General features: G+C 70.6%; 22 protein-coding genes. 13 read left to right on the top strand and 9 right to left on the bottom strand.

The features are described from left to right. Positions 1-4: 4 nt before the first annotated feature. On the bottom strand, positions 5-1114 hold the full coding sequence (locus tag ACIBI9_RS15790; RefSeq protein ID WP_397222769.1) for a DUF5937 family protein: 1110 nt from the start codon (positions 1112-1114) through the stop codon (positions 5-7). Positions 1115-1140: 26 nt separating this feature from the next. On the opposite strand from ACIBI9_RS15790, the gene ACIBI9_RS15785 reads away from it, so the two are divergent. From ACIBI9_RS15785 to ACIBI9_RS15770, 4 genes are read left to right on the top strand one after another with little or no spacing between them, the layout of a single operon-like run. Continuing rightward, entirely contained in the window at positions 1141-1989 is an 849-nt protein-coding gene (locus tag ACIBI9_RS15785) for a hypothetical protein (protein WP_397222768.1), read from the top strand. Then, the gene (locus tag ACIBI9_RS15780) at positions 1986-2972 is read left to right on the top strand and encodes a Bug family tripartite tricarboxylate transporter substrate binding protein (protein ID WP_397222767.1); all 987 of its coding nucleotides are present in this window, start codon (positions 1986-1988) and stop codon (positions 2970-2972) included. The genes ACIBI9_RS15785 and ACIBI9_RS15780 overlap by 4 nt, the downstream gene beginning before the upstream one ends. Further along, positions 2969-3463: a tripartite tricarboxylate transporter TctB family protein gene (locus tag ACIBI9_RS15775; protein WP_397222766.1), complete on the top strand. Its 495-nt coding sequence runs from the start codon at positions 2969-2971 to the stop codon at positions 3461-3463. Before ACIBI9_RS15780 ends, ACIBI9_RS15775 begins: the two co-directional genes overlap by 4 nt. 1 nt (position 3464) lies before the next feature. Continuing rightward, positions 3465-4964: a tripartite tricarboxylate transporter permease gene (locus ACIBI9_RS15770; protein ID WP_397222765.1), complete on the top strand. Its 1500-nt coding sequence runs from the start codon at positions 3465-3467 to the stop codon at positions 4962-4964. Between the two features lie 593 nt (positions 4965-5557). Here the strand turns inward: ACIBI9_RS15770 and ACIBI9_RS15765 are convergent. Further along, entirely contained in the window at positions 5558-7300 is a 1743-nt protein-coding gene (locus ACIBI9_RS15765) for a proline--tRNA ligase (protein WP_397222764.1), read from the bottom strand. 93 nt (positions 7301-7393) lie between these two features. Next, positions 7394-8065 (bottom strand): hypothetical protein, encoded by a 672-nt coding sequence (locus tag ACIBI9_RS15760; protein ID WP_397222763.1) that lies wholly within the window; start codon positions 8063-8065, stop codon positions 7394-7396. Positions 8066-8197: 132 nt separating this feature from the next. Between ACIBI9_RS15760 and ACIBI9_RS15755 the strand changes: the two genes are divergently transcribed. Then, complete coding sequence (locus tag ACIBI9_RS15755) at positions 8198-9133, top strand: acyl-CoA dehydrogenase family protein (protein ID WP_397222762.1); 936 nt, start codon at positions 8198-8200, stop codon at positions 9131-9133. Positions 9134-9428: 295 nt separating this feature from the next. Here the strand turns inward: ACIBI9_RS15755 and ACIBI9_RS15750 are convergent, their stop codons facing one another. Next, positions 9429-9914 carry a hypothetical protein gene (locus ACIBI9_RS15750; protein WP_397222761.1) on the bottom strand — a complete coding sequence of 162 codons (486 nt, stop codon included), beginning with the start codon at positions 9912-9914 and terminating at the stop codon, positions 9429-9431. 91 nt (positions 9915-10005) lie between these two features. On the opposite strand from ACIBI9_RS15750, the gene ACIBI9_RS15745 reads away from it, so the two are divergent. From ACIBI9_RS15745 to ACIBI9_RS15720, 6 genes are all read left to right on the top strand, one after another. Beyond that, positions 10006-11073 carry an LLM class flavin-dependent oxidoreductase gene (locus ACIBI9_RS15745; protein WP_397222760.1) on the top strand — a complete coding sequence of 356 codons (1068 nt, stop codon included), beginning with the start codon at positions 10006-10008 and terminating at the stop codon, positions 11071-11073. Between the two features lie 55 nt (positions 11074-11128). Further along, on the top strand, positions 11129-12166 hold the full coding sequence (locus ACIBI9_RS15740; RefSeq protein ID WP_397222759.1) for a hypothetical protein: 1038 nt from the start codon (positions 11129-11131) through the stop codon (positions 12164-12166). Between the two features lie 45 nt (positions 12167-12211). Next, positions 12212-13711 (top strand): AMP-binding protein, encoded by a 1500-nt coding sequence (locus ACIBI9_RS15735; RefSeq protein ID WP_397222758.1) that lies wholly within the window; start codon positions 12212-12214, stop codon positions 13709-13711. A gap of 99 nt (positions 13712-13810) precedes the next feature. After that, positions 13811-14956, top strand: a complete 1146-nt coding sequence (locus ACIBI9_RS15730) for a class I adenylate-forming enzyme family protein (protein ID WP_397222757.1) — start codon at positions 13811-13813, stop codon at positions 14954-14956. A 19-nt stretch (positions 14957-14975) separates the two neighbouring features. Continuing rightward, positions 14976-16277: an FAD-dependent oxidoreductase gene (locus ACIBI9_RS15725; RefSeq protein WP_397222756.1), complete on the top strand. Its 1302-nt coding sequence runs from the start codon at positions 14976-14978 to the stop codon at positions 16275-16277. Then, positions 16261-17403 carry a DUF6986 family protein gene (locus ACIBI9_RS15720; protein ID WP_397222755.1) on the top strand — a complete coding sequence of 381 codons (1143 nt, stop codon included), beginning with the start codon at positions 16261-16263 and terminating at the stop codon, positions 17401-17403. Before ACIBI9_RS15725 ends, ACIBI9_RS15720 begins: the two co-directional genes overlap by 17 nt. A gap of 5 nt (positions 17404-17408) precedes the next feature. On the opposite strand, the gene ACIBI9_RS15715 is transcribed toward ACIBI9_RS15720, so the two are convergent. From ACIBI9_RS15715 to ACIBI9_RS15695, 5 genes are all read right to left on the bottom strand, one after another. Then, entirely contained in the window at positions 17409-18089 is a 681-nt protein-coding gene (locus ACIBI9_RS15715; RefSeq protein WP_397222754.1) for a copper homeostasis protein CutC, read from the bottom strand. Positions 18090-18562: 473 nt separating this feature from the next. Then, complete coding sequence (locus ACIBI9_RS15710) at positions 18563-19165, bottom strand: GNAT family N-acetyltransferase (protein WP_397222753.1); 603 nt, start codon at positions 19163-19165, stop codon at positions 18563-18565. Positions 19166-19373: 208 nt separating this feature from the next. Further along, on the bottom strand, positions 19374-20111 hold the full coding sequence (locus ACIBI9_RS15705) for a GntR family transcriptional regulator (protein ID WP_355201549.1): 738 nt from the start codon (positions 20109-20111) through the stop codon (positions 19374-19376). 1205 nt (positions 20112-21316) lie between these two features. After that, positions 21317-21763: a Zn-ribbon domain-containing OB-fold protein gene (locus ACIBI9_RS15700; RefSeq protein WP_394489763.1), complete on the bottom strand. Its 447-nt coding sequence runs from the start codon at positions 21761-21763 to the stop codon at positions 21317-21319. After that, positions 21760-22929, bottom strand: a complete 1170-nt coding sequence (locus ACIBI9_RS15695) for a thiolase C-terminal domain-containing protein (RefSeq protein ID WP_397222752.1) — start codon at positions 22927-22929, stop codon at positions 21760-21762. Before ACIBI9_RS15695 ends, ACIBI9_RS15700 begins: the two co-directional genes overlap by 4 nt. 295 nt (positions 22930-23224) lie before the next feature. Here ACIBI9_RS15695 and ACIBI9_RS15690 point away from each other — a divergent pair, with 295 nt between their 5' ends. Both ACIBI9_RS15690 and ACIBI9_RS15685 read left to right on the top strand, forming a co-directional pair. Then, a complete protein-coding gene (locus tag ACIBI9_RS15690) occupies positions 23225-23746 on the top strand; it encodes a flavin reductase family protein (RefSeq protein WP_397222751.1) in 522 nt (173 codons plus the stop codon). 52 nt (positions 23747-23798) lie between these two features. Continuing rightward, positions 23799-24968, top strand: coding sequence for an acyl-CoA dehydrogenase family protein (locus ACIBI9_RS15685; RefSeq protein ID WP_397223310.1), 1170 nt, complete (start codon positions 23799-23801; stop codon positions 24966-24968). Positions 24969-24973 lie beyond the last annotated feature (5 nt).

The following is a 24973-nucleotide window of genomic DNA, read 5'->3' as shown; positions in this document are numbered from 1 at the left end:
CTCTTCACCGGTACAGGACGGAGAGCAGGTCGGGGCCGAGGCGTTCGACGGCGTCGGCGTCGAGCTGGTAGTAGACGACCGAGCCGCGCCGGTGGGTGTGCACGAGCTGGGCCTCCCTGAGCCTGCGCAGGTGCCTGGAGACCTGGGGCGCGGTCATGCCGAGCTGGATGGCCAGCTCGGAGGTGGCGACGGGGTTGCGCAGGATCGCGTACGCCAGCCGCAGCCTGGTCGGATCCTGGAGCGCGGCGAGCCGGCGCCTGGCCGTCTCCAGCGTCGGCGTGGCGGCGCCGTCGGCGCTGTACTGGATGACGACCGGGTAGCCGGGGTAGTGCTTGATCACGAAGTGCGGCCGGCCGTGGACGGTCGGGACGAGCAGGCAGGGCCGGCCCTCGTCCACGCGGGCGGTGGCGTTGTAGAGCTTGTCGAACACGATCCGCAGCGGCCTTCGCCCGTCGGACGACGTGGACGCGGTCGGGAGGTCGGCCAGGGCCAGCGCGCCACGCCGGTGCAGGTCCCGTACGCGTTCCGCGCGATCGCGGTCGAGGGCCGGGCGCAGCGACGGCCATTCGGCGTCGAAGGCCGCGGCGGCGAAGTCGGCGAGGAAGCCGAGCAGCTCGCCGCGGAACGCCTCGGGATCGGCGCGCAGCCGGGCGCCGATCTCCATGCGGCTGGAGGAGATCAACCGCAGCCGGTGCAGCACCTCGTCGCTGAGCCTGGGCGCCAGCTCGGTGTCGTTCTTGCCGATGAGGGCCTGCACGGTCATCGCCACGAAGTCGCCGATGGGCAGCCCGGCCACCTCCCGCAGCTCACCGTCCAGCGTGCGCGCCGGCCCCGCCGACAGCGGGAGCAGGTAGCGGGCGCGGAAGGCGCTCCAGAGCGGCGCCCAGGCGGCGGCCGTGGCCAGCAGCTCGCTGTCCAGCCCGGCGTGCGCCCTGGCCACCCAGCTCGCACTGCCGGGGTGGTGGCCGGGCTCGTCGAGGACATGGAGGCAGGCGCACAGCTCGGCCAGCGGCGACTGCTGGACGGCGACGGATCCGGTGCCGGGGGAGTCGAGGAGGAGCGTGACGGCCACCCTGCAGATTACCGCGTTGACGTCAATCTGCTTGAGAGTCACCGAGTGTCTCCCCAGGCTGTGGCGTCATGGCTGAGGAACTGCACGTGGTCAAGCATCCGACCGGCTTCTATTCGGCAGGTGCGACGACCGTATTCGCGTCGAGGTACGACCAGAGGTTCTCCTACTGCTTGTACGTACCGTCCGCGCACGACCCGGACGGCGCTCCCCTGCCACTGGCGGTTCTCCAGCACGGCACGGGACGGCGCGGACCGCAGTACCGGGACAACTTCGCCGAGTGGGCCGAGAAGCACGGCTGCGTCGTCCTGGCCCCGCTCTTCCCCGCCGGCATCGGCGACGACCCGCACGACCTGCACAGCTTCAAGTTCCTCAAGTACGGCGACATCCGCTTCGACCACGCGCTGCTGGCCATGGTCGAGGAGATCGGCGAGCGCTTCAACGTACGGACCGAGCGGTTCCTCCTGCACGGGTTCTCCGGCGGCGGGCAGTTCGTGCACCGCTTCGCCTACCTGCACCCCGACCGGCTCACCGGATTGTCAATCGGTGCACCAGGGCGGATAACGTACATCGATCACAGCAGCCCGTGGTGGATCGGGCTGAAGGGGTTCGAGGAGGAGTTCGGCAGCGCTCCTAAATTCGAGGAGCTTCGTGACGTGCCGGTGCAGATGGTCGTGGGCAGCGCGGACGTGGAGACCTGGGAGATCAACAACCAGGGCGACTCCAACTGGATGGACGGCGCCGACGCCCACGGGGTCACCCGCGTCGATCGGCTCAAGGCGCTGCGCGACAACTTCGAGGCCCATGGCATCGGAGTGCGGTTCGACGTCGTGCCGGGCGTGGGTCACGACCCGATGTCGGTGCTCGAGCCGGTCAAGGACTTCTTCGCATCGATCCTCATCCCCCGGGAGTCATCATGAAGATCAAGCTGTTGGCCGCCGCCGCGGTGGCTGTGACGCTCAGCGGCTGCGCCGTGGGCGAGGCCGCCGAATCGGGCGGCGGCTATCCGAGCAAGCCCCTGTCGATCATGGCGCCGGGCAGCCCCGGCGGCGGCTGGGACACGCGGGCGCGCGGCATCGCCAGCACGCTCAGCGAGTGCAAGGTGGCCGACGTGGACACCACAGTCACGAACGTGCCCGGCGCGGGCGGCACCATCGGGCTCGCCCAGTTCGCCAAGAAGAAGGGCGACCCGTACCAGCTCATGGTCATGGACAGCGTGACCATGCTGGGCGGCATCGTGAACAACAAGTCGCCGGTCGACCTGTCCACCCTCACCCCCGTGGCCGGGCTGAGCCGGGGGCCGACCGCGATCGTGGTGGCGGAGAAGTCGCCGTACAAGGACCTGAAGTCGCTGCTGGACGCCATGGAGGCCAAGCCCCACAGCGTCAAGTGGACGGGCGGCTCGCTCGGCGGGCCCGGCCAGATGACGGTGGCGGGACTGGCCAAGGAGCGGAACGTCGCCGCCAAGGACGTCAACTTCGTGCCCACGGCGGGCGGCGGCGAGTCCCTGAACCTGCTGCTCAGCGGCGCCGCCACGGCCGGCATCGACACCGTCGCCGAGCTGCGCCCGCAGATCTCCGCTGGCGAGCTGCGGGTGCTGTCGGTGGACTCGGAGCAGCGGGTCGCGGGCATCGACGCGCCCACGATGAAGGAGCTCGGCCTGGCCAACGCGGCGATCTCCACGCTGGCCGGCGTGCTCGCGCCCGCGGGCCTGACCAAGGAGCAGCAGCAGGACGTCATCGGCCTGCTGGACAAGGTGCGCCAGACCTCCTGCTGGAAGAAGGTGCTCGAGCGCAACAACTGGGTCGAGGACTGGCGGCCGGGCGACCAGTTCGGCCAGGTGCTGGCCCAGCAGCGCACCCAAGTCACCACCATCCTGGACGAACTGGGGCTCGGCAAGTGACGCAGCGGATCGTCTCGCTCGGATTCCTGGCGGCGGCCGTGGTGGTGCTGGCCCAGGCGTTCGCGATCCCGCAGGGCGAGGGCTACCAGGCGGTGGGGCCGCGCGCGTTCCCGCTGCTGGTTGGGGTCGGGCTGGCGGTGGTGTCGGTCATCGGGGTCGTCCAGGCCTTCAGACCGGGTACGCGGGAGCCGGACGCGACACCCCCGGCCGCCGCCACCACCGACGTCGGCGGTGAGGCGTCAGGGGAACCGCACTGGCCCTCCGTCCTCCTGCTGATCGGCAGCCTGGCCGCGTACGCGCTGCTCCTGGTCCCGGCCGGCTACTGGCAGGCGACCACCGCCTTCTTCGTCGCCGTCGCCAGGGTGCTGGGCAGCAGGAGGCTGGTGCGCGACGTGCTCGTGGGGCTGGCGCTGGCGCTGGCCACGTACTTCCTGTTCGACCGGCTCCTCGGCATCTCGTTGCCGCCGGGCCTGGTCAGATTGGCGATCTGAGATGGACGTGCTCGGCAACCTGCTGGACGGCTTCGGCCACGCGCTGAGCCTGCAGAACCTGCTGCTCGCCATGCTCGGCGTCACCGTCGGCACGCTGGTCGGCGTGCTTCCCGGGCTCGGGCCGGCCACGACGATCGCGTTGCTGCTGCCGCTGACGTTCGTGTTCGATCCGGTGGGGGCGTTCGTGATGTTCGCCGGGATCTACTACGGCGGCATGTACGGCGGCTCGACGACCGCCATCCTGCTCAACATCCCGGGTGAGACGGCCTCGATCCCCACGACGCTCGAGGGCTATCCGATGGCCAGGCGCGGTCGGGCGGGAGCGGCCCTGGCCACGGCGGCGATCGGGTCGTTCGTGGCGGGCACGATCTCCACGGTCGTCATCACGTTCCTGGCCCCCGGCATGTCGAACATCGCCAAGCTGATCCAGCCGGCCGAGTACTTCTCGATCATGGTGCTCGCGTTCGTGACGGTGACCTCGCTCATGGGGGACTCGATCGTACGGGGGCTGTCGAGCCTGTTCCTCGGCCTGACGATCGGGATGGTGGGGATCGACCAGATGACCGGGCAGCCGCGGTTCGCGTTCGGCGTGCCGGACCTCTACGAGGGGTTGTCGGTGGTGGCGGTCGCCGTGGGGCTGTTCGCGGTGGCGGAGGCGATCTCCACGGCCGCCTCCCGGCACCAGCCGTCACAGCCTCCGGTCGCGGTCGCCGGGAAGGTGGGGATGACGCGCGAGGACTGGCGCCGGTCGTGGAAGCCCTGGCTGCGCGGGACCCTGTTCGGCCTGCCGATCGGGTCGCTGCCCGCCGGGGGCGCAGAGCTTCCCACGTTCCTGAGCTACAACGTCGAGAAGCGGCTGTCGAAACACAAGGAGGAGTTCGGCCAGGGCGCGATCGAGGGCGTGGCCGGGCCGGAGGCGGCCAACAACGCGGCCTTCTCCGGGGTCCTGGTGCCGCTCCTGACGCTGGGCATCCCGACGTCGGCCACGGCGAGCATGCTGCTGATCGCGTTCCAGATCTACAACGTGCAACCCGGGCCGCAGCTCTTCGACCAGCAACCGGTGCTGGTGTGGACGCTGATCGCCAGCCTCTACATCGGGAACGTGATGCTGCTGGTGCTCAACCTGCCGCTGATCCGGGTCTGGGTGAAGCTCCTCAGCGTCCCCGCCGCCCTCCTCACGGCCGCCATCCTGGCCTTCGCCACCCTGGGGGTCTACTCGATCTCCCAGAGCGTCTTCGAGGTGCTGGTGGCGTACGGGTTCGGGCTGCTGGGCTGGGTCCTGCACCGGGCCCGGTACCCGGTGGCGCCGCTGATCCTGGGAGCGGTGCTGGGGCCGCTGATGGAGGTCCAGTTCCGCCGCGCCCTGGCCTTCAGCGAGGGCGACCCCTCGATCTTCGTCACCCGCCCGGTCTCCCTGGCCGTCCTGCTCATCGCCACCGCCTGCCTGATCGGCCCGCCCCTGCTCCGCCGCCGCACCAAAACCCCCGTCCCCACCGCCTGACGCCTCAAGCCCGCCCCTCGCGTGCCCTCCCCCACGGCCACCCCGTCGGAACGGCACGCGACGCCGTCCGACGGCAGCGACGTTCAACGGCGCAGCGGCATACAACGGCGCAACAGCGGCTCACGGCGGCTGCGGGAGCGGCGCGCAACGGCCGCGGCGCAGCGGGGCGCGACGGCAGCGCGATAGGGCGATAGGGCGGCGACCGGCACGGCACAACGCAGCAACGCCGTGGGAGACGCCCCCAATCGCGGCAACCCTACGGGACCCCCAAACGCGCCGCGTCGGCGAGACGGCGTACGGCGGAGCCCGGCGCACGTGCACGGTGGCCAACCACGTGAGCGGGGCTCATCGAGACGCCGCCTTGCAGCGCCCGGCACGACGTGATGGCAGGGGGCGGGTGCGGCACCGCCTCCAAGGAACGCATCGCCTCCCGGAGCCCGGCAACTCCCGAAGGCACATCACCGCCCGAGGTGCGTGGCGTTCGAGGGTGGCTCGCCTCAGGCGAGGATCAAGCCTCCAGGGGTGCGTTACCTCCGGAGGCGGGTCGAAGGGACGGCGCGCCGGGCCCTCGTGGGAGGGCCCGGTGCGAAGGGTCAGGCGAGGGCGGCGATGATGCGGTCGGCGGCCTCGGACAGGGGGATCTCCGACTTCTCCCCGGAGACCCGGTCGCGAAGCTCCACGACCCCCTGCGACAGCCCGCGCCCGACCACCACGATGGTCGGCAGCCCCAGCAGCTCGGCGTCCTTGAACTTCACCCCCGGCGAAACCGAAGGCCGGTCGTCCACGAGCACCCGCACCCCGCGCGACTCCAGCTCGGCCCCCAGCTCCAGGGCCGCCTCCACCTGGTTTTCCTTGCCGGTCCCGACGATGTGCACGTCCGCGGGAGCGACCTCGCGGGGCCACACGAGCCCGAGCGCGTCGTGGGCCTGCTCGGCGATGACCGCCACGGCCCGGGAGACGCCGATGCCGTAGGAGCCCATGGTGATGCGGATCGGCTTGCCGTCGGGGCCGAGGGCGTCGAGGCCGGCGGCGTCGGCATATTTACGACCGAGCTGGAAGATGTGGCCGATCTCGATGCCGCGGTCGATGGACAGGCCGGAGCCGCACCGGGGGCAGGGGTCGCCGGCGCGCACCTCGGCGGCCTCGATCGTGCCGTCGGGGGTGAAGTCGCGCCCGGCCACCACGTTGGCGGCGTGCTTGCCCGGCTCGTTGGCGCCCGTCACCCAGGACGTGCCGGTGACGACCCGGGGGTCGACGAGGTAGCGGATGCCGAGCGAGCTCAGGACCTGCGGCCCGATGTAGCCGCGTACGAGCCCGGGGTGCTTGGCGAAGTCGGCGGCCTCGAAGATGGCGGGCTCGCCGGGCGCCAGCGCCGCCTCCAGGCGCTTGAAGTCGACCTCGCGGTCTCCGGGCACGCCGATGATCAGGGTCTCGACCTTGTCGGAGCCCGGCGTGGTGACCTTGACCACGACGTTCTTGAGCGTGTCGGCGGCGGTGACGGACAGGCCGTGGTGCTCGTTGACGTACGACACCAGCGTCTCGATGGTCGGGGTGTCGGGCGTGTCCATGACCTGCAGCGGCGCCGCGTCCTCGATCGAGCGGGCGGCGGGCGCCGGCGTGACGACGGCCTCGGCGTTGGCCGCGTAGCCGCACGAATGGCAGGCCACGAACGTGTCCTCGCCGGTGGGCGTGGGCGCCAGGAACTCCTCAGACGCCGACCCGCCCATCGCCCCCGACTGGGCGAACACGATCTTGTATTCGATGCCGAGCCGGTCGAAGGTGCGGATGTAGGTGTCGCGGTGCTGCTCGTAGGAGTGCTTGAGCCCGTCGTCGTCGAGGTCGAACGAGTACGAGTCCTTCATCAGGAACTCGCGCCCGCGCAGGATGCCCGCCCTGGGCCGGGCCTCGTCGCGGTATTTGGTCTGGATCTGGTAGAGGGTGACCGGATAGTCCTTGTACGAGGAGTATTCGCCCTTGACCATGTCGGTGAAGAGTTCCTCGTGCGTGGGACCGAGGAGGTAGTCGGCGCCCTTGCGGTCCTGGAGGCGGAAGAGCGTGTCACCGTATTCGGTCCAGCGGCCGGTGGCCTCGTAGTATTCGCGGGGCAGCAGGGCGGGGAAGAGCACCTCCTGACCGCCCATCCGGTTCATCTCCTCGCGGACGATCCTGGTGACGTTTTCCAGCACCATCTTGCCGAGGGGCAGCCAGGAGTAGATGCCCGGCGCCACCCGGCGAACGTAGCCGGCGCGGACCAGAAGCTTGTGGCTCGGCACTTCCGCGTCTGCCGGGTCGTCCCGCAGGGTGCGAAGAAACAACGACGACATGCGCAGCAACACGGCTACTCCTTGCTCGAACCTGGATGTGAAGGATTACAGGCTATCGACTTCGGGTGGCACCGCGCGCGAGCTTATCCACAGGTCCCGCAGGACTCAGACCGTCAACGGGATCCATCCGGACACGAAAGCGGCCAGAAACGCCGTGAACAACCCGGCGAACACCGCCGACAGCGCCAGCGCGCGTACCCGGCCCCAGCCGTTCCTGCGCAGCACGAGCACCAGCACGACGGACAGCAACCCGATCAACAGCGCCGGCACCGGCCAGAACGACCGCTCACTGTCGATGAACCCCGGCGTCGCCCGGTCCACCACGTCCGCGATCAGCGTCGCGCCGACCGCGCCCGCCGCGAGGTCGCCCCAGACGTCCTCCCTGCGGGTGGCGAACGCCAGCAGGCCCAGGACCACGAGCAGGGCGAGCGTCCAGTTGAGCCCGGCGGCGCTGCCTCCGACGACGTCGAAGGCCATGTCACCCTTCAGCGCGCTCGCGCCCAGGGCCGCGACCATCGTGGAGGCCACTGCCAGGAACGTCGTCAGCAACGCCCACCCGAACCCCGACGCCGTGGCGCCCACGGCCAGCGACAGGCCGAGGTAGGCGTACGGGTCGTAGATCTGACCGACCCATGCGGGACCCTTGCCGGCAAGGAGCATGCCGACGAGCCCGACGGCGAGTCCTCCGAAGAAAGCCGACAGAAGGTGACGTTCGATGCCGCGCTGCCGCCGGTCGTACTCGGCGAGGTCGGCATAGTCGATGCTGATGTCGTTCATATCCATTTCCCTGGTCAACCCTCCACCGGGTAACCCGTGGGATGACCAGTGCCAGATTATGTGACTGTACAAAAAAGGCAAATTTCGGTCACCCGGATGTCAAACAAGCAATCGATTGGTTAATATCGATCCGTGGCACTCCCCGATGAGCTCCGCGCCGTCGTCCGCGACTACCTCGCCGACCGGCCGGACGCACCGTGGCAGGCTTTCGCGCGCGACGTGGGGATCGCGGGGCTGCTCGTCCCCGAGGAACACGGCGGGGCGGGATGCGGTCCGGCCGAAATGGCTGCCGTGAGCGAGGAACTGGGCCGGGCGCTGTCGCCCCACCCCTTCCTGCAGACGGCGGTGATGGCCGTCGAGGCGCTCACGGCGAGCGGGGCGTACGACCTGCTCCCGGCGCTGGCCGACGGCGCCACGACCGCGACCGTGGTGGCGCCGGGCGAGGGCACGCTCCGGCTGGAGTCGGGCCTGCTCACGGGCGTGGTGCCGTACGCGATGGCGGGCGAGCTGGCGCTGGTCTACGTGGACGGGCTGCTGGTGGCGGGCGTGCCCGACCGGCGCAGGACGTACCGGACCATGGACGAGAGCCGGCCGCTGCAGGAGCTCTCCTTCCAGGACACCCCGGTACGGCGGCTCGGCGACGGCTCGTCGTGGCCCCGCGTGCGCGACCTCGGGATCGCGGCCCTGGCCGCCGAGCAGGTGGGCGGGGCGCAGCGGTGCCTGGAGATGGCGGTGGAGCACGCGAAGCGGCGGCGGCAGTTCGGGCGGCCGATCGGGTCGTTCCAGGCGATCAAGCACAAGCTCGCCGATCTGCTGCTGGTGGTGGAGTCGGCCAGGTCGGCTGCCGGGGTGGCGGCGGTCGACGAGGTGTACGCGGCGATCGCGGGGTCGTACTGCACGGAGGCGTATCTGGCGGCGGCGGGCGAGAACATCCAGGTCCACGGCGGGATCGGGATCACCTGGGAGCATCCTGCGCATCGCTATCTCAAGCGGGCCACCTCGGACGCGCAGCTCTTCGGGCCGCCGCAGGCCCATCGCGCCCGCCTGGCGGCCCACGCCCTCGGCTAGCGTTCCGCGCCCGCACGCCTGCACCCCGCCGCACTTCGGCGGAGGTCCCTTTACAGGAGGAGGGAAGCGGCGGTGCCGGGTAAAAGTCCCTCCGCGAGGGAAGCGGCGGTGTCGGGCAGAGGTCCCTTCAGGAGGAAAAGCGGCGGTGCTGGAGGCCGAGGTCCCAGAGCGGGAACAGCGGCGGTGACCGGCGGAAATCCCTCTGGGGGTGCGGGTGAGGGATGCCTTCGAGGGGTACCGGCGGGGGTGCTTCTGAGGGAGGGAGTGGAGGTTGCCGCCGGGCGTGGGGAACGGGTCAGCCGCCGAGCAGTTCTTCCCAGGGGTGGCGGGTGTTGGTCCGGCGGGTGGTGTCGAGGGCTTCGGCCAGGCGCCAGAAGCCGGGCCGTTCCCGTACGGTGGCCCGCCCGATCGGGTCGATCGCGCGCAGCTCGAACCGCACCCCCATCACGTCGAGCACGGCCGAACCGCTGCTCCCCGGCCCGGCCTCGGTGACGAGCGGGCCGTCGTAGTCGGGGTCGCGCACCTGCTGGGCCAGCAGTAAGGCCACCTCGGACGCGTACGGCCCGTCGCGCCACTCGATGTGCCAGCTGTGATCGGCCCCGCGCCACCACGTCAGGTCGCGGCACGACTCGATGAAGTCGGCCTCGGTGGCCAGCGCGGCCATCACCCGGCCGAACGCCTCATACCTGCGGGCGCTGGTGAGCGAGAGGTCGTCGTCGGCGAAATCGGGGAACAGGCCGTCCTTAGGCCGCCGCAGCGCGTGCTTTCGCTTCACAGGCATCCACTCTGATCGGGTCCGCGCCCTTCCCGCAAGTGTTCGCTGCTGATACGCTCTACCAAGCGAGCGCTTGGTTCACTACTTCGGAGGCGCGATGACGTCCCTACGGATCAGCCTGGGGTATGAGCTGGAGGTCCGCGGTCGCACCCGCGAAGTGGAGCAGCAGACGTTCCAGAACGTGGTCGACCAGGTCGTGCTGGGCGACCGGCTGGGGTTCGACACGGCCTGGTTCGTGGAGCACCACTTCACCAGGGGCTTCTCCCACTCCTCCGCGCCCGACCTGGTCCTGGCCGCCATCTCGCAGCGCACCGAGCGCATCCACCTGGGGCTCGGCGTGGTGCTGCTGCCGTTCCAGTCCCCGATCCGTACGGCGGAGCGGGTCGCCACGCTGGACGTGCTGAGCGGCGGCCGGGTGGAGTTCGGCACGGGACGAGGGGCCTCGCCCCTGGAGTACCAGGCGTTCCAGCGGCCGTTCGAGAAGTCGCGGCAGATCTGGGAGGACTCGCTGGAGGCGACGCTGGCCATCTGGCAGGCCGACGGCGAGCCGGTCAGCCGCTCGAACGAGTTCTTCGAGATCCCCGACGTGGCCGTCTATCCGCGCCCGGCCCAGCGGCCGCACCCGCCGGTGTGGGTGGCGTCGACCTCGCTGGAGGGCTATCTGGCGGCGGCCAAGCACGGATACAACCTGCTCGGCATGACGATGCTCAAGGGCATCGACGACGTGGCCTCCGACATCGCGAAATATCGGGAATGTCTGGCGGAGCACGGATTCGACCCCGCGAGCCGCCGCGTCGCCCTGATGATCCCCTGGTACGTCGCCCCCACTCGCGACGAGGCGACCGCCTCGGCCGCCGACGCGGTCCTGTGGTACATCCGCCGCCAGGTCAACCTCGTCACCCCGCCCGACTACTACGACGCCCGCCACGCCACCCACCGGGTGCTGGGGCAGCTCGCGGCCGGGATGCCGCCCGAGGAGTCGATGGCCACGCTGCGGGAGCACCTGATGGTGGTGGTCGACGACGTGGAGGGCTCGCGCAAGGCCCTGGCCAGGATCGCCGAGGCGGGCGCGACGGACCTCATCATCCAGGCGCAGGTGGGCGGGCTGGCACATGAGCGGGTGTGCGACTCGATGACGCTGTTCATGACCGAGGTGGCACGTTGACGGCCCGCCCTCACCCGGTGCCCCGGACGCTCGACCGTACGGAGATGGTGCTTTGATGGCCCGCTGGCTCACCCGTGACGACCTCGGCGCCGCCGCGCGCTCCGCCACCGGGCTCCTGCTCGTCTCCCCCGACCTGTCGAGCGCCGTCCCGCTGGACCCCCGCGACCACGTGCTGACCGCCAAGGCCCTGCGCGAGTGCGGGGTCGGCGAGCGCGAGCGCGTCGTGGTGGCACTCGCCGAACCCGCCGGGGCGCTCTGGACGGCGGCCGCGGCCGACGTGGCCGAGGCCGCCGCCGACGTGGGCCCGCGCGGCCGGATGCGCCTGCACCACGCGCTGACCGCCCTCAAAGCCTCCACCCTGGTCATCACCCCGACGGGCGCGATGGACTTCCTGGCCCGGCTGCACCTGGAGTTCCTGCTGGACCCGCTGGACCTCGGGCTCAGGAACATCGTCCTCACCGGCGAGATCGCCTCCAAGCGGACGATCGCCCACCTGGCGGGAGAGTTCGAGGCCACGGTGACGGAGGTGTTCGCCGGCCCGTTCACCGGCGGCGCCCTGGCGTGGCGGGCGTCGGAGGACGACCCGCTCACGCCGCTCGCCGACGACGTGCTGGGCCTGGCGGCGCTGACCAAGGACGACTCCCCCGACCCCGCGGCCGAGCTCGCCGAGCTGGTCATCACCTCCGCGGCCGGTGACACCGTGCTGAGGACCGGCCAGGTCGCCAGGCTCGGCGGTGCGGGCATACCCGCGCCGGCCCACACGGTGGGCGACCACGTGCTGGTCAGGGGCGTGTGGCTGGCGCTGCCGCGCATCGAGAAGGCGCTGTCCAAGGTCGACGGCGTGTCCGGCTGGGACCTGTCGATCAGCCGCCAGGGGACGTTGGACGCGGCCGTGCTCACGGTCACGTTCAGCCGGGCGAGCCTGGTCCGCAACCCCATGTGGAAGTCGCGGATCCAGCAGGCCGTCCAGGCGCTGACGCCCATCTCGATCAACGTGGAGATCGCCCAGGACGTCTCCGAGACCCCCACTCCGGGCACGGTGAACGACCTGCGCGGCCACCACCTCGGAAGGGACCGCGCTCTCATCACCTAGGGGCAACCGATGGCACCGATGCCGGACTGGGGAACGCTCCCCCGCATGCTTCGCGACCAGGCAGAAAACCACCCCGGCGCCATCGTGGTCGCCGAGGGCGGCACCCGGATGACACTGTCCGAGCTGCGGGCCTCGGCGGCCGAGATCGCCCGCGGCCTCATCGCCCTCGGCGTCGGGCCCGGTGACCGGGTGGCGATGTGGGGGGTGAACTCGGCGTTCTGGGTGCGGCACGCGTTCGGCATCTGGGACGCGGGGGCGGTCATCGTGCCGCTCTCGTCCCGTTTCAAGGGCATCGAGGCCGCCCAGCTGATCGAGAAGACCGGCGCCAAGGTGCTCATCACCGGAGCGGGCCCCTCGGCCGCCCCTCTCGCCGACCTGCTGCCGCCCCTTTCCGGCCTGCGCCGCCCGGACGACTTGCCCGCCCTGGGCACGCGCGTCTCCGCTCAGGAGGCCGAGGGGCGGGCGCTCGCCATACGCCCTGACGACCTGTGCGAGATCATGTCCACGTCGGGCACCACCGGCGTGCCCAAGGGCGTCATGATCGACCACTCCCAGGTCCTGCGCGGCTACTGGGACTGGTCCGAGATCGTCACCCTCGACGACCGCGACCGCTATCCGATCATCGCCCCGTTCAGCCACGGGTTCGGGCTGAACGCGGGGCTCGTCGCCTGCGTCCTGCGCCGGGCCACGATGCTGCCGATCCCCGTCTTCACGCCCGACGCCCTGATGTCGCTGATCTCCTCCGAGCGGATCACGGTGCTGGCCGGGCCGCCGACGCTCTTCCACCGGATACTGGACGAGCTGGACCGCGAGTCCTGGGACGTGTCCTCGCTGCGCGTGGCCATCTGCGGCGCCGCCGCCGTCCCCGCCCGCCTGATCACACGGCTGGTGGAACGGGTGGGGCTGGAGCGGATGATCAACGCGTACGGGCTGATGGAGGGCACGGTCGTCTCCATGACGCGCGCCGGGGACCCCATCGACGTCATCGCCAACACCACCGGCCGGACCGTGCCCGGGATCGAGGTGCGGATCGTGGACGACGACGGCAAGGAGGTCGCGGCCGGGGAGCGCGGGGAGATCCTGCAGCGGGGCTACGGGGTGATGCGGGGGTACTGGGGCGAGCCCGCGAGGACGGCGGAGGTCGTCGACGGCGACGGGTGGCTGCACACGGGGGACGTGGGGGTGCTGGACCCGTCGGGCAACCTCGCCATCGTGGATCGCAAGAAGGAGCTCTTCATCGTCAACGGGTTCAACGTGTCGCCGGCCGAGGTGGAGTCGCTGCTGCTGCGGGAGGGGTCGCTGGCGCAGGTGGCGGTCGTGGGCGTGCCGGACCCGGTCAGAGGGGAGGCGGGGGTGGCGTACGTCGTCCCGCGGCCCGGGGTCGCCGTCGATCCGGAGGGGCTGATCGGCTGGGCCAAGGGCAACATGTCCAACTACAAGGTGCCCCGGCGGGTCGTGGTGGTGGACGCGCTGCCGGTGAACGTGAACGGCAAGGTGGACAAGCTGGCGCTCCGTACGTCGGCCGAGGCTCTTCTGAGGGAGTGAGCTCCATCTCCCGCAAGGTGAGAACGGGGGCGCGAAGCCGTCTGACGAGGCTCCAAGGCGGGTAGGGTCAAATTAGCGCCATCTGCCCCAGGAGCTGCCATGTTGCGCCTGTTGGCCGGGGAGGCCGCACGTAGATTCGGGGGGCGCGCTGCTGTCGTCGCCGGCTCCACCGTGCTGACCTTCGCCGACCTGGACCGGCTCTCCGACCAGGTGGCCGCCGGGCTGGCCCATCGAGGTACGCGCATCGGCGACGTCGTGGCGCTGGCGCTGCCCGACGGGCCCGAGTTCGTGATCTGCTACGTGGCGGCCGCGAAGATCGACGCGGTGACGGCCGGCATCGGGACCGAGCGGCCGGAGCTGCTGGCCCGGCTGGACCCGGCCATCGTCATCACCGCCCCAGGGGTGCTCCCGCCGCTGCCCGGGCTCGATGTGGTGACGCTGCCCATCGAGCGCGGCGGCCCCATCCGGCTCGGGAGCCTGTGCAGGCGGGAGCCGCCACCGCCGCCGTTCCCGCCGGGCCCCTCACGACCGGTCGTGATCACGTTCTCCTCGGGCAGGACGGGACCGCCCAAAGGGGTCGTGTTCGGCAACAAGCAGCTGGAGGCCATCAGAGCCCACGGGGCGGGGACGCGCTGGGGGACGGGCGACGCGCGGCTGGTGCCGCATCCGCTGGGCCGGCTGGGGTTCGTCACGCGGCTGCCGATGTTCCTGCAGACCGGGCGGACCTGTCACGTCCTGCCCGAATGGAGCCCGGACGCCGCGGTCAAGGTGATCCGCGAGCGCGGGATCGAAGTGCTCCACGGCACCCCGTACCAGCTCTCGCGCATTCTGGCCTGCGGCGGGGACCTGCCGGACCTGGCCCTCATCCTGTCCGCCGGCGCGCCCGCCCCGCCCAAACTGATCAGGGCGTTGCGGGACAGATACCGCGTGCCTGTGTGCAACCGCTACATCTGCACCGAAGCAGGGTTGGGGCTCGGCACCCGGCCCGACGACCCGCCCGGGGACGCCGAGGTCTGTGTCGGCAGGCCACGCGACGGTGTGGACGTATCGATCAGAAACGCCGACGGACGCGTACTGTCAGATGAGGACGAAGGCGAGGTGCTCCTCCGCTCCGAGGCGGTGATGAGCGGCTACGTTGGCAAGAGCATCGATCATGCGGTGTTCGCGAGAGACGGGTTCATCCGGACCGGCGATCGGGGATACCTGGATCACACCGGCCGGTTACATCTGGTGGGACGCGTGTAACCGAGTCTTAGGAGGCAGCGTGGCGTTGCACGTGGCGGTCATCGGGTCGGGCCCCGCCGGGATCTACACGGCCGAGGCTCTGGTGAAGCAGTCGGCCGAGCCCGTCGAGGTCGATGTCCTCGAACGCCTGCCGACCCCGTACGGGCTGGTCAGATACGGCGTCGCGCCCGACCACACGTCGATCAAGTCGATCGCCAACTACCTGCGGAAAGTGCTCGAGCTGCCCGAGGTCCGCTTCCTCGGCGGCGTCACGCTGGGCGAGCACGTCTCCGTCGAGGACCTGCTCGGCGCCTACGACGCGGTCGTCTACTGCACGGGCGCGATGGTCGACAGGAAGCTCGGCATCCCCGGCGAGGACCTGCCCGGCAGCGTGGCGGCGACCGACTTCGTCAACTGGTACTGCGGGCACCCCGATGTCGATCCGGGGCGGTTCACGCTCGACAGCTCCGAGGTCGCGGTGATCGGCGTCGGCAACGTGGCGGTCGACGTCGTACGCATCCTGGCCAAGACCCACGAGGAGCTGCGGTCCACGGACGTGCCGCACGACGTGCTCGAACGCCTCGAGGTGAGCCAGGTCAAGGCCATCCACATGATCGGCCGCCGCGGTCCCGAGCACGCCAAGTTCACCCTGAAGGAGCTGCGCGAGCTGGGCGAGCTGGCCAACGCCGACGTCTGCGTCCGCCCCGACGAGGCCGTCGTCCTGGGCGTCGACTTCCCGCGCCAGGTCCAGGGCAACATCAAGGTCCTGCAGTCGTGGGCCGCCCGCAACCCGGTGGGCCGCCCGCGCCGCCTCGACGTGCGCTTCTGGCTGCGGCCCGTGGAGATCCTCGGCACCGAGCGGGTGGAGGGCCTCAAGCTCGAACGCACCCGCCTGTCGGAGGAGGGGCGCGTGGTCGGCACGGGCGAGTTCGAGACGCTGCCGGTCGGCATGGTGCTGCGCTCGGTGGGCTACCAGAGCGTGCCGCTGCCCGGGGTGCCGTTCTCGGAAAAGACCATGACCGTGCCGAACGAGGCCGGGCGGGTGCGCGACCGCGAATACGTGGCAGGCTGGCTCAAACGCGGCCCAACCGGGGTGATCGGCACCAACAAGTCCGACGCGGCCGAGACGGTCCGCACGCTCCTCTCCGACCTCTCGGATCACCCGCGGGTGAGCGGCGGGGCCATCGACGCGCTGCTGGCCGCGCGTGGGGTGCGTCCCGTGACGTACGAGGAGTGGCTGGCGATCGAGGCGGCCGAGGGCGAGCTGGCCAGGTCGCTGGGCCGGGGCGAACGCGTCAAGCTGGTCGGCCTGGAGGCAATGCTCCGTGCGTGCCGTTCCTGAGGGGTTCGACGAGGCCTACCGGCTCCAGCAGACCCGCTATCCCTCCACCGGCGAGGGCTGGCAGCCGGTCCACACCGTCTACGTCCCGGCCGACCGGTTCTCGATCCGCACCCTGTCCGAGTGGAGCGACCAGGCGCTGTCCCTGGTCAAGGCGCACCTGCCCGATCCCGCCGCGCTGGCGGAGGTCTTCGGGGTGCCCGGCGGGCTGGCCGCCGCCGTGCACCCCAAGGTGATCCAGAAGCTCTCCTCGGAGCCGATCGAGGACCTGCGCATCGACTTCGAGGACGGGTACGGCGTCCGTCCCGACCTGGTGGAGGACGACCACGTGGCCCAGGCCGTCGAGGCGGTGGCCACGATGCACGCGGCGGGCACGCTGCCGCGGCGGTGGGGGCCTCGGGTGAAGTCGTTCGCCGACGGCAATCCGGCGCGGTCGGTGCGCACGCTCGACCTGTTCCTCTCGGGGCTGATGGAGCGGGCCGGCGAGCTGCCGCGGGGCTTCACGGTGACCTTTCCCAAGATCCTCATGGAGGCCTACCTCGGTCAGTTCACGCAGGTGCTGGGCCGGCTGGAGGACGAGCTGGAGGTGCGGCTGCGGTTCGAGATGCAGGTGGAGGCGCCGCAGACGCTGCCCTTCCTGCGCGGGGACCTGGCGGAGTCGCTGGGCGGGCGGCTCGCGGCGGCGCATTTCGGGGTCTTCGACTACACGGCCGCGATCGGGCTGCCGCCGCACGAGCAGCGGCTGGACCATCCGGCGTGCGATCATGCCCGGCACGTGATGCAGACGGCGTTCGCGGGCACGAGGGTGGAGCTGTCGGACGGCTCTCTGGCCGCCGCGCCCGCCTCCGGGCTCACCGGTGACGTGCACGCGCTGTGGCGGCGGCACGCCGAGCTGGTCAGGCATTCGCTGCGGCACGGCTTCTACCAGGGGTGGGACATGCACCCTTCCCATCTGGTGAGCCGCTTCGCCACCGTTTACGCCTTCCACCTCGATCGCTATGACGCGTACCGGGAGCGGGTGAGGGCGTGGGAGGAGCAGCGGGAGGCTGAGGGCGGCCTGATGGACGAGCCCGCCACGATCCGCACGCTGGTGGCCGCTCTCAGCCGCGCGGACGCGGCCCTGCCCTAGCGGTCTCAGTCGCGTTCGACCAGGGACCGCCACTGGCGTACCAGGCGCCACTCCACCGGGTCGGACCAGCTCGCCCGCACGGCGGAGCCCACGTGGAAGGCGCGGATGCCGTAGTCGAGCAGCGCCGGCACGTGCGCCGGCTTCAGCCCGCCGCCGGCCAGGATGATCGAGCCGTCACCGGCCTCGGCGCGCGCCCTCAGCACCGGCAGCCCCTGCCCCACCCCGTTGGGCGAGCCCGAGGTGAGCACGGTGGCGAGGTTGGGCAGCAGCCGCACGGCCCGCCAGGACGCCTGGACGTCGGCGGCGTGATCGACCGCCCGGTGGAACGTCCACGGGAGCGGCGAGACGGCGTGGATGAGCGCCTCGGTCGCCGGGAGATCGACCTTCCCTGAGCCGTCGAGGAACCCGAACACGAACCCCGCCGCCCCCGCCTGCGCCAACGCCTTGGCGTCCCGGCTCAGGCGGTCGAGCACGTCGGGGTCGGCGATGAAGTTGGCGTCACAGCGGAGCATCACCATCTGAGGGAGGGGGCACTCCGCGGCGATCGCGGCAACCGTCTCCGGGGAGGGGCTCAGCCCGTCGGCCGCCATGTCGGCGACGACCTCCAGCCGGTCGGCTCCACCCTGTTCGGCGGCCACGGCGTCACGCACGTTGAGGGCGATCACCTCGAGCAGGGATCCGGTCATGGAGGAGAGGTTATATGGTGCTCTGCACCGTTCCGCCGCTGATCACACCAAAAAGTCCCCGCCAACGGCCTCCCCCATCGCCCAGAGGCCCGCTCCAGGCCCCCAAACGCCCCCACAGCACCGCACAACCGGGGCCCCCTGCCCAACACCCCAACCCTCGCCAGACAAGCCCACAGCCCACCACGGGCACCGAACGGACGCGGCTGCGTGGCCACCACACACGCCGCGCCCCGCCACCCACCGCGCACGCCGCCCCTCCTGCGCACGCTGAAGGAGCCTCGGCACGCGAGCCACGCCATCCGACGCAGCACGCGCCAGACGAGCACGCCGTCCACCTCTGCGCGCTGGGTGCACTACGCATGCGTCTTGGTATGCGAGGCACGGCGTCTCCCCGTCGGACGGGGGGGACGCGGGCGTGGCGGAAGGCACGCTTGGCCCCGATCCCGGGGGACCGGGGCCGTGGGTGCGGGGTGTCAGGCGGAGATGAGTTCGGCCATGGTCAGGTCACGGAAGGCCGTTGTGGCCAGGTCTCCTGACGGGCGTTCGAACAGGGCGCCGGACGCGCGATGGGGAAGGTCCACCGTACGGACGTGGCGGAACCCGCGCCTGCGGTAGTACTCCTGCAGCCGCCGGTTCCCCTTGGCGCAGTCCAGGCGCAACCACGGCAGCCCGGCCGCGTGGGCGGAGGTGCAGGCCCAGTCCAGGAGGGCGTCCCCGAGGCCGCTGCCGGACCAGGGACGGGCCACGGCGAGCTTGTGGACATAAAGGGCAGCCCTGGGGTCGTCGTCGAGTGTCCAGAACTCGGGGTCCGCGTGGTTGTCGAGGGCTATGGTGGCTACCGGCGGGGCCGATTCGTCGGGGTCGAGGTATCTGAGCTCGTCGTCGAGCACGAACAGCACCCGCTCCTCGATGAGCGGCACGATGCGCTCGGGGCCGAAGCCCCCGCGCGGCCACTGCCGTACGCCTTGCGAGTAGAGCCACTCGGCGGCGTCCGCGAGCAGCGTGAGTACGCCGGGAAGGTCCTCGGGTTCCGCTCTGCGGAGCGCGAGCGGGTGAAGCAGCGTGTTGGTGTGCATAATAAAACTCCCGTTGCGTAGGGTTTACGCGCATACGCAAAGCGTGATGAAGCAATGGTGCGCGTAGCCGAAAATGGGGCCTCAACCCGATATATATGGATAAATGGCGATTTAGGGGAGTATGCACGACTCCCCTAGGCCAGCGAGGCGGCTAATTTCTCGCTGCGCCCGGCCCCAGCCGGCGGGATCACCCCTTCAACCGAGCTCGTTAGCGGCCATCGAGCTCGTATCTGATCAAATGTTTGTCGGCGGGCAGCACCGACACCGCGACACGCACTGGCATGTCGGCCCCGTCGTATCCGACTCGGACATACACCATGACTGGCGTGCCGAGCTCGAGCTGGAGGCGCTCGGCCTCCTCCTGGTTGGGCATGCGGGCCCAGATGTCGTCGGTGACGCGCACCTGCGCATGCCCCAGCTCCTCCAGCACCCGGTTCGCCCCTCGCGCGATGTCTCCGGGCCTGGCGATCTCAGAGTCGGCAACCAGATCACGGGGGAAGTAGGAATCGTTGGTGTTGTACGGCTGGCCGTCCACGAAACGCAGACGGCGCCTCACCACCGCCAATTCCCCATCAGCCAACTCCAGTCTGCTGGCGATCTCCTCGACGGGAGAAACCGTCAGCACCTCGATGTACTGGCTTGGCTCGCGGCCTTCCTGCGCCACGGCATAGGCGAAGGCTTCCCGCAATTCCCCAGAAGGTTGTGGCTCCAGCTCCCGCTGCGGATAGATCAGCAGCGGTCTGCGGTCTCTGACCACGGTTCCGCGCCGCGGCGTGCGCGTAACGAGCCCCTCATTGACGAGCTCGCCCAGGGCCAGCCTTACGGTGTTCCTGCTCACCCCATGGTCTTCCATGAGCTGCGCCTCGGTCGGCAGCTGTGATCCCGGGCCGAGGACACCCGAGTAGATGGCTCGACGCAACTCCGCAGCCACCTGCTGATACAGCACCGACCTTGCCACTTTCACCCCTTTTGTTCCAACAATTTAGACGATCTGGTTCTAGCAGGCCACAACCCCTTGACCGAACCGCCTCCACCGGCCCATCATCCATTCGTTGGTACAAATCCATCTAAAGGCCGGTGAGGGGGTGAAGGCCAGTGTTGCCGGTCCGCACGGGTACGCCGTACCTGCCCTGGCATGCCCCTTGCGAAGCAACACGTTTACTGCGTTACGGGTTGCGTCGCCAGGGGTTCACCCACACCTACCAGAGCATGGGCATCGGTGTGCGCGAGCTATCGGTGTTGACTGAGCTGACCGTGTGGTGCAATGACGGATCCTTTGTCTGGAATGAGGAGGGTGGCGCCCCCGTCACGCACCCCATTGATGACCCGGTTGGTGCAGCTCAACGCATCGCCGCACGTTACCGGCAGCGGGAGCTTTCACACTCCCCCATCGACTCCGTGCGCGAACCAACGGTCTAGGACTCCATCCCTCGCCGGAGTCCTGGCGCCGTCGCGCACGGGACAGGAAGCGCGTCCTGGCGGGTCCCCCACGCCCGCCAGGGCGCGTTTTCCTCCAAGGGACCAACGCCGCGCATCGCGCCTTCCCGCCACGGGCGGGGGCCGCGCCCTTCCAGGCGGAGACCGCGCCCCAGGCGCGTGAGTGACCGCCGACCGCACCGATTCCCAGGCGCTCGCCCACCTTCGGGTCCTCGCCGATCCCCAGGTGCCCGCCGCCCTCCGGATGCGCACGTCACCAAAGGTCCTCGCCGATCCCGAAGCAGTCGCCGTCGCCCAGAACGGCGGACCACCCCATGAGGTCCTCACCGACTCCGAAGCAGTCGCCGTCGCCCAGAACGGCCGTCCACCCCATCCTGTACGGTCACCACGGGCGACCCCACCCGCCGACCATGACCGGGCCCCGTCCAGGGAGACGCTTCTCCGGTGTGCGGGGCCGGGCGCCGTCACGGCACGGCACGACCGGCTGAATGGTTTCGTCGAGGACCGGCGGGCAGGAGGGATCGCGACTCGTGACCCGCAGGTCACACCTGCCACCGAGATCCCGTCAGTCATGGTCTGCCGCCAGTCCGAGCCGTCCGTGTCGACGCCTTCTGCCATCATCATCAACCCTCGGAGCCGAACCTGGGGGCTGCTTCGTGATGGTGGGACTGGTGGGATTTTCCGGTACCAATCCAATTTCCGGCGCAAGGTCAACTAGCGGGAGGATTTGCGCTGGACCGGATGAGCATCCAGATTCCCGTCATCGTCCACCGGCGCCCAGTCCACCAGGGTCAACCGCTCGTCGACCCGGCGGTAGGCGGCCCGCACCCGCCGACCGCGCTCCGGAGAGCCGTCCCCACGCCAGTTCCCGTACACGAAGCACCCCGGCACCGCCGCCAGCCGGACCATCACCACCACGTACGGCACCCCGAACCCCGGCATGAACGGCTGATGGTTGACGATCCAGCTCTCGACCACCCCCTCGGGCTCCACCTCCCGCCAGTGCCACGCCTCCGTGCGGCACTCGGGGCAGAACGCCCGCGCCGGGAAGCGCACCGCCCCGCACCCGTCGCACTCCTGAACGGCGAACTCCTGCCCGGCGACCCGCTCCCACCACTGCCTGGAGTCCCGGTCGGGTTCGGGCCGGTAGGCCGTCATCATGATCTCCTCAGGATCAGGGCGGAGGTGGCCGGCAGGATGTAGCCGGGCTGGGCCGTGGACAGCGCGACCTCGGCCCCCGGCACCTGCCGGTCCCCCGCGTCACCTCTGAGCTGGGAGACCGCCTCGGCGATGTGGTTGATGCCGTGGACGTAGCCCTCGGACAGGAAGCCGCCGTGGGTGTTGACCGGGAGGCGGCCGTCCGGCGCCGTCGCGCCCGAGGCCACGTACGGGCCGCCCTCGCCCTTCTCGCAGAACCCGTAGTCCTCGAGCTGGACGATCACCGAGTACGTGAAGCAGTCGTACAGCTCGGCCACGTCGATGTCCTCCGGCCCCAGCCCGGCCTGCGCATAAAGGCGGGGGGCCAGGGCGGCGGCCGCGGTCACCGTGGGGTCGGTGGACGGGCCCGAGAGGTGGGACGTGCCGCCGCCCCAGGCCGCTGCCGAGATCAGCACCGGGGGGCGGCGGAGAGTGCGGGCGCGTTCGGCCGTGGTGACGACCACGGCGCAGGCCCCGTCCGTCTCCAGGCAGCAGTCCAGCAGCCGGAACGGCTCCGCGATCCACCGGCTCGCCAGGTAGTCGTCCAGGGTGATGGGGGTGCGCATCAGGGCGCGCGGGTTCTTGGCCGCGTTGGCGCGCTGGGTGACGGCCAGGTGGCCGAAATGCTCGGCTTGAGTGCCATATTTCAACATGTGTGCTCGGGCGTACATGGCGTACTGCTGCGGCGGCGCCACATACCCGTACGGCGCTTGGTACTGCACCTCCGGGCTCACCGGCACACCCCGGCCGGTGCCGCCCATGCGGAACTCGGAACGGGCGTTGATGGCCCGGTAGCAGACCACCGTCTCGGCCACCCCGGCCGCCACCGCCAGCGCCGCCTGACCGACGACCGCATGCGAGACGCTGCCACCGCCGAACTGGTCGAGGTGCCAGGCGAGATCGGTCAGGCCCAGCGCGGGGGCCACCAGCGTGGGGGCGGCGGAGTCGCCCACGCGGTGCGTGGCCAGCCCGTCCACCTCGTCCACCGCCAGCCCGGCGTCCTCCAGCGCGGCCAGCACGGCACGGCAGGCCAGCGTGAGGGTGCTGACGCCCGAGTCCTTCGTGAAGGGGGTGTAGCCGACCCCGGCTATCGCGGTGCGGTCTCGGACATCAAGCAAGCGCTTGGGCACAAACGTCACGTTAGGCCGGAAATTTCCCCCATGTCAACGCACCCCCTCGCATGGCTCACGCGTGAACGGAGGGGTGGGCGACCGGGTGACAGTGGACCGTACGCCCCGTGTGGCATGCGAACTTGACATGGTTTCCCGGTTCGACCTACCGTCCAAGCAAGCGCTTGGTATGATAGAGCGCAGACGGTGGACTAGGAGGCGGACCATGAGCACACACGCTGCCCGGCTCGTCGCGCCGGACGGCTGTCGCGGCCTTCCGACGCCCCATCAGCGAAGGATTCGCAACGGAGCCGCCATGCAAACCGGCCCTTCACCCCACAGCGCGAACGGCCACCTCGACAGCCGCCGCTTCCGGCAGGTGCTCGGGAGGTTCGCGACCGGTGTGGTGGCGATCACGGCGGTCGATCCGACGAGCAGCCTGCCGTGCGGCCTGGCGGCCAACTCCTTCACCTCGGTCTCGCTCGATCCGCCCCTGGTGGCGTTCTGCGTGGCCTACACCAGCAGCAGCTGGCCCAAGGTGCGCGGTGCCAAGGTCATCACCGTCAACGTGCTGGCCGAGCACCAGCAGGCGGTGTGCGCCCAGATGGCGACCAAGGGCGGCGACAAGTTCGCGGGCCTGGAGTGGACCGGCTCCCCCGGTGGCAACCCGGTGCTCGAAGGCGCGCTGGCCTGGATCGACTGTGCGATCGAGGCCGAGCACCCGGCGGGCGACCACATGATCGTGGTGGCCCGGGTGCTCCAGCTCGACACGCACTCCGAGGGCGGCCCGCTGCTGTTCTTCCGCGGGGGCTACGGAGGCTTCGTTGAGCGTCTCTGATGGGCGCGCAGGATCAGAACGGAGCGAGCACGTCCCTCCAAGCGCGCCGGGCCTGCGGGAAGAGGCGCGGGCCTGGCTGGAGGAGGCGCTGAGCGGTGAGTTCGCGCACGTCAGAGGGCTCGGGGGGCCCGGGCGCGAGCACGAGGGCCATGAACTGCGGCAGGCGTGGGAGCGCCACCTCGGCAAGGCCGGATGGACCTGCCTGGGCTGGCCCGAGCGGTACGGCGGCCGCGCCGCGTCCCTGGAGGACCAGGTCGCCTTCTACGAGGAGTACGCCAGGGCCGACGCCCCCGCCAGGGTGGGCCACATCGGCGAGGGGCTGATCGGCCCGACCATCCTCGAATTCGGCACCGACGAGCAGAAGGACCGCTTCCTGCCGCCGATCCAGCGCGGCGACGAGCTCTGGTGCCAGGGCTACTCCGAGCCCGAGGCGGGCTCCGACCTGGCCAACGTCCAGACGAAGGCGCACCTGGAAGGCGGCGAGTGGGTCGTCACCGGGCAGAAGGTGTGGACCTCGCTGGCGCACGTGGCCGACTGGTGCTTCGTGCTGTGCCGTACCGAACCAGGCTCGCAGCGGCACAAGGGGCTGTCGTACCTGCTCGTCCCCATGGACCGGCCGGGCGTGGACGTGCGGCCGATCGTGCAGCTCACCGGTACGTCGGAGTTCAACGAGGTGTTCTTCGACGGCGCGCGCACGGCGGCCGGGAACATCCTCGGAGCGCCGGGCGACGGCTGGCGGGTGGCGATGGCCACGCTCGGTTACGAGCGCGGCGCCTCCACGCTCGGGCAGCAGATCGGGTTCAGGCGGGAGCTGGCCAAGGTCGTCGAGACCGCCGGCAGGACGGGTGCGATCGACGACCCGGTGCTGCGCGACAGGCTCGTCCAGTCGTGGCTGGAGCTGGAGATCATGCGGCTGAACGCGCTGCGGATGCTGCGGCCGGACCCGGGGCCCGAGGTGTCGATCGCCAAGCTCTACTGGTCGGAGTGGCACAGGAGGCTGGGGGAGCTGGCCCAGGCCGTGCAGGGAAAGGCCGGGCTGGTGGCCGGGCCGGCCGAGCCCGGCCGCCCCGGCGAGCCCGGCCACCCCGGCGAGCCCTGTCAGGGCGAGTTGAACGAGTTGCAGCGGCTCTACCTGTTCAGCCGCGCCGACACGATCTATGCCGGATCCAGCGAGATCCAGCGGAACATCATCGCCGAGCGCACCCTGGGACTCCCCCGCTGATTGGA

The organism is Nonomuraea sp. NPDC050451, assembly GCF_044458585.1.
Note: the sequence above shows the minus strand (reverse complement) of the source record. Positions and strands in the feature narration are given on the sequence as shown.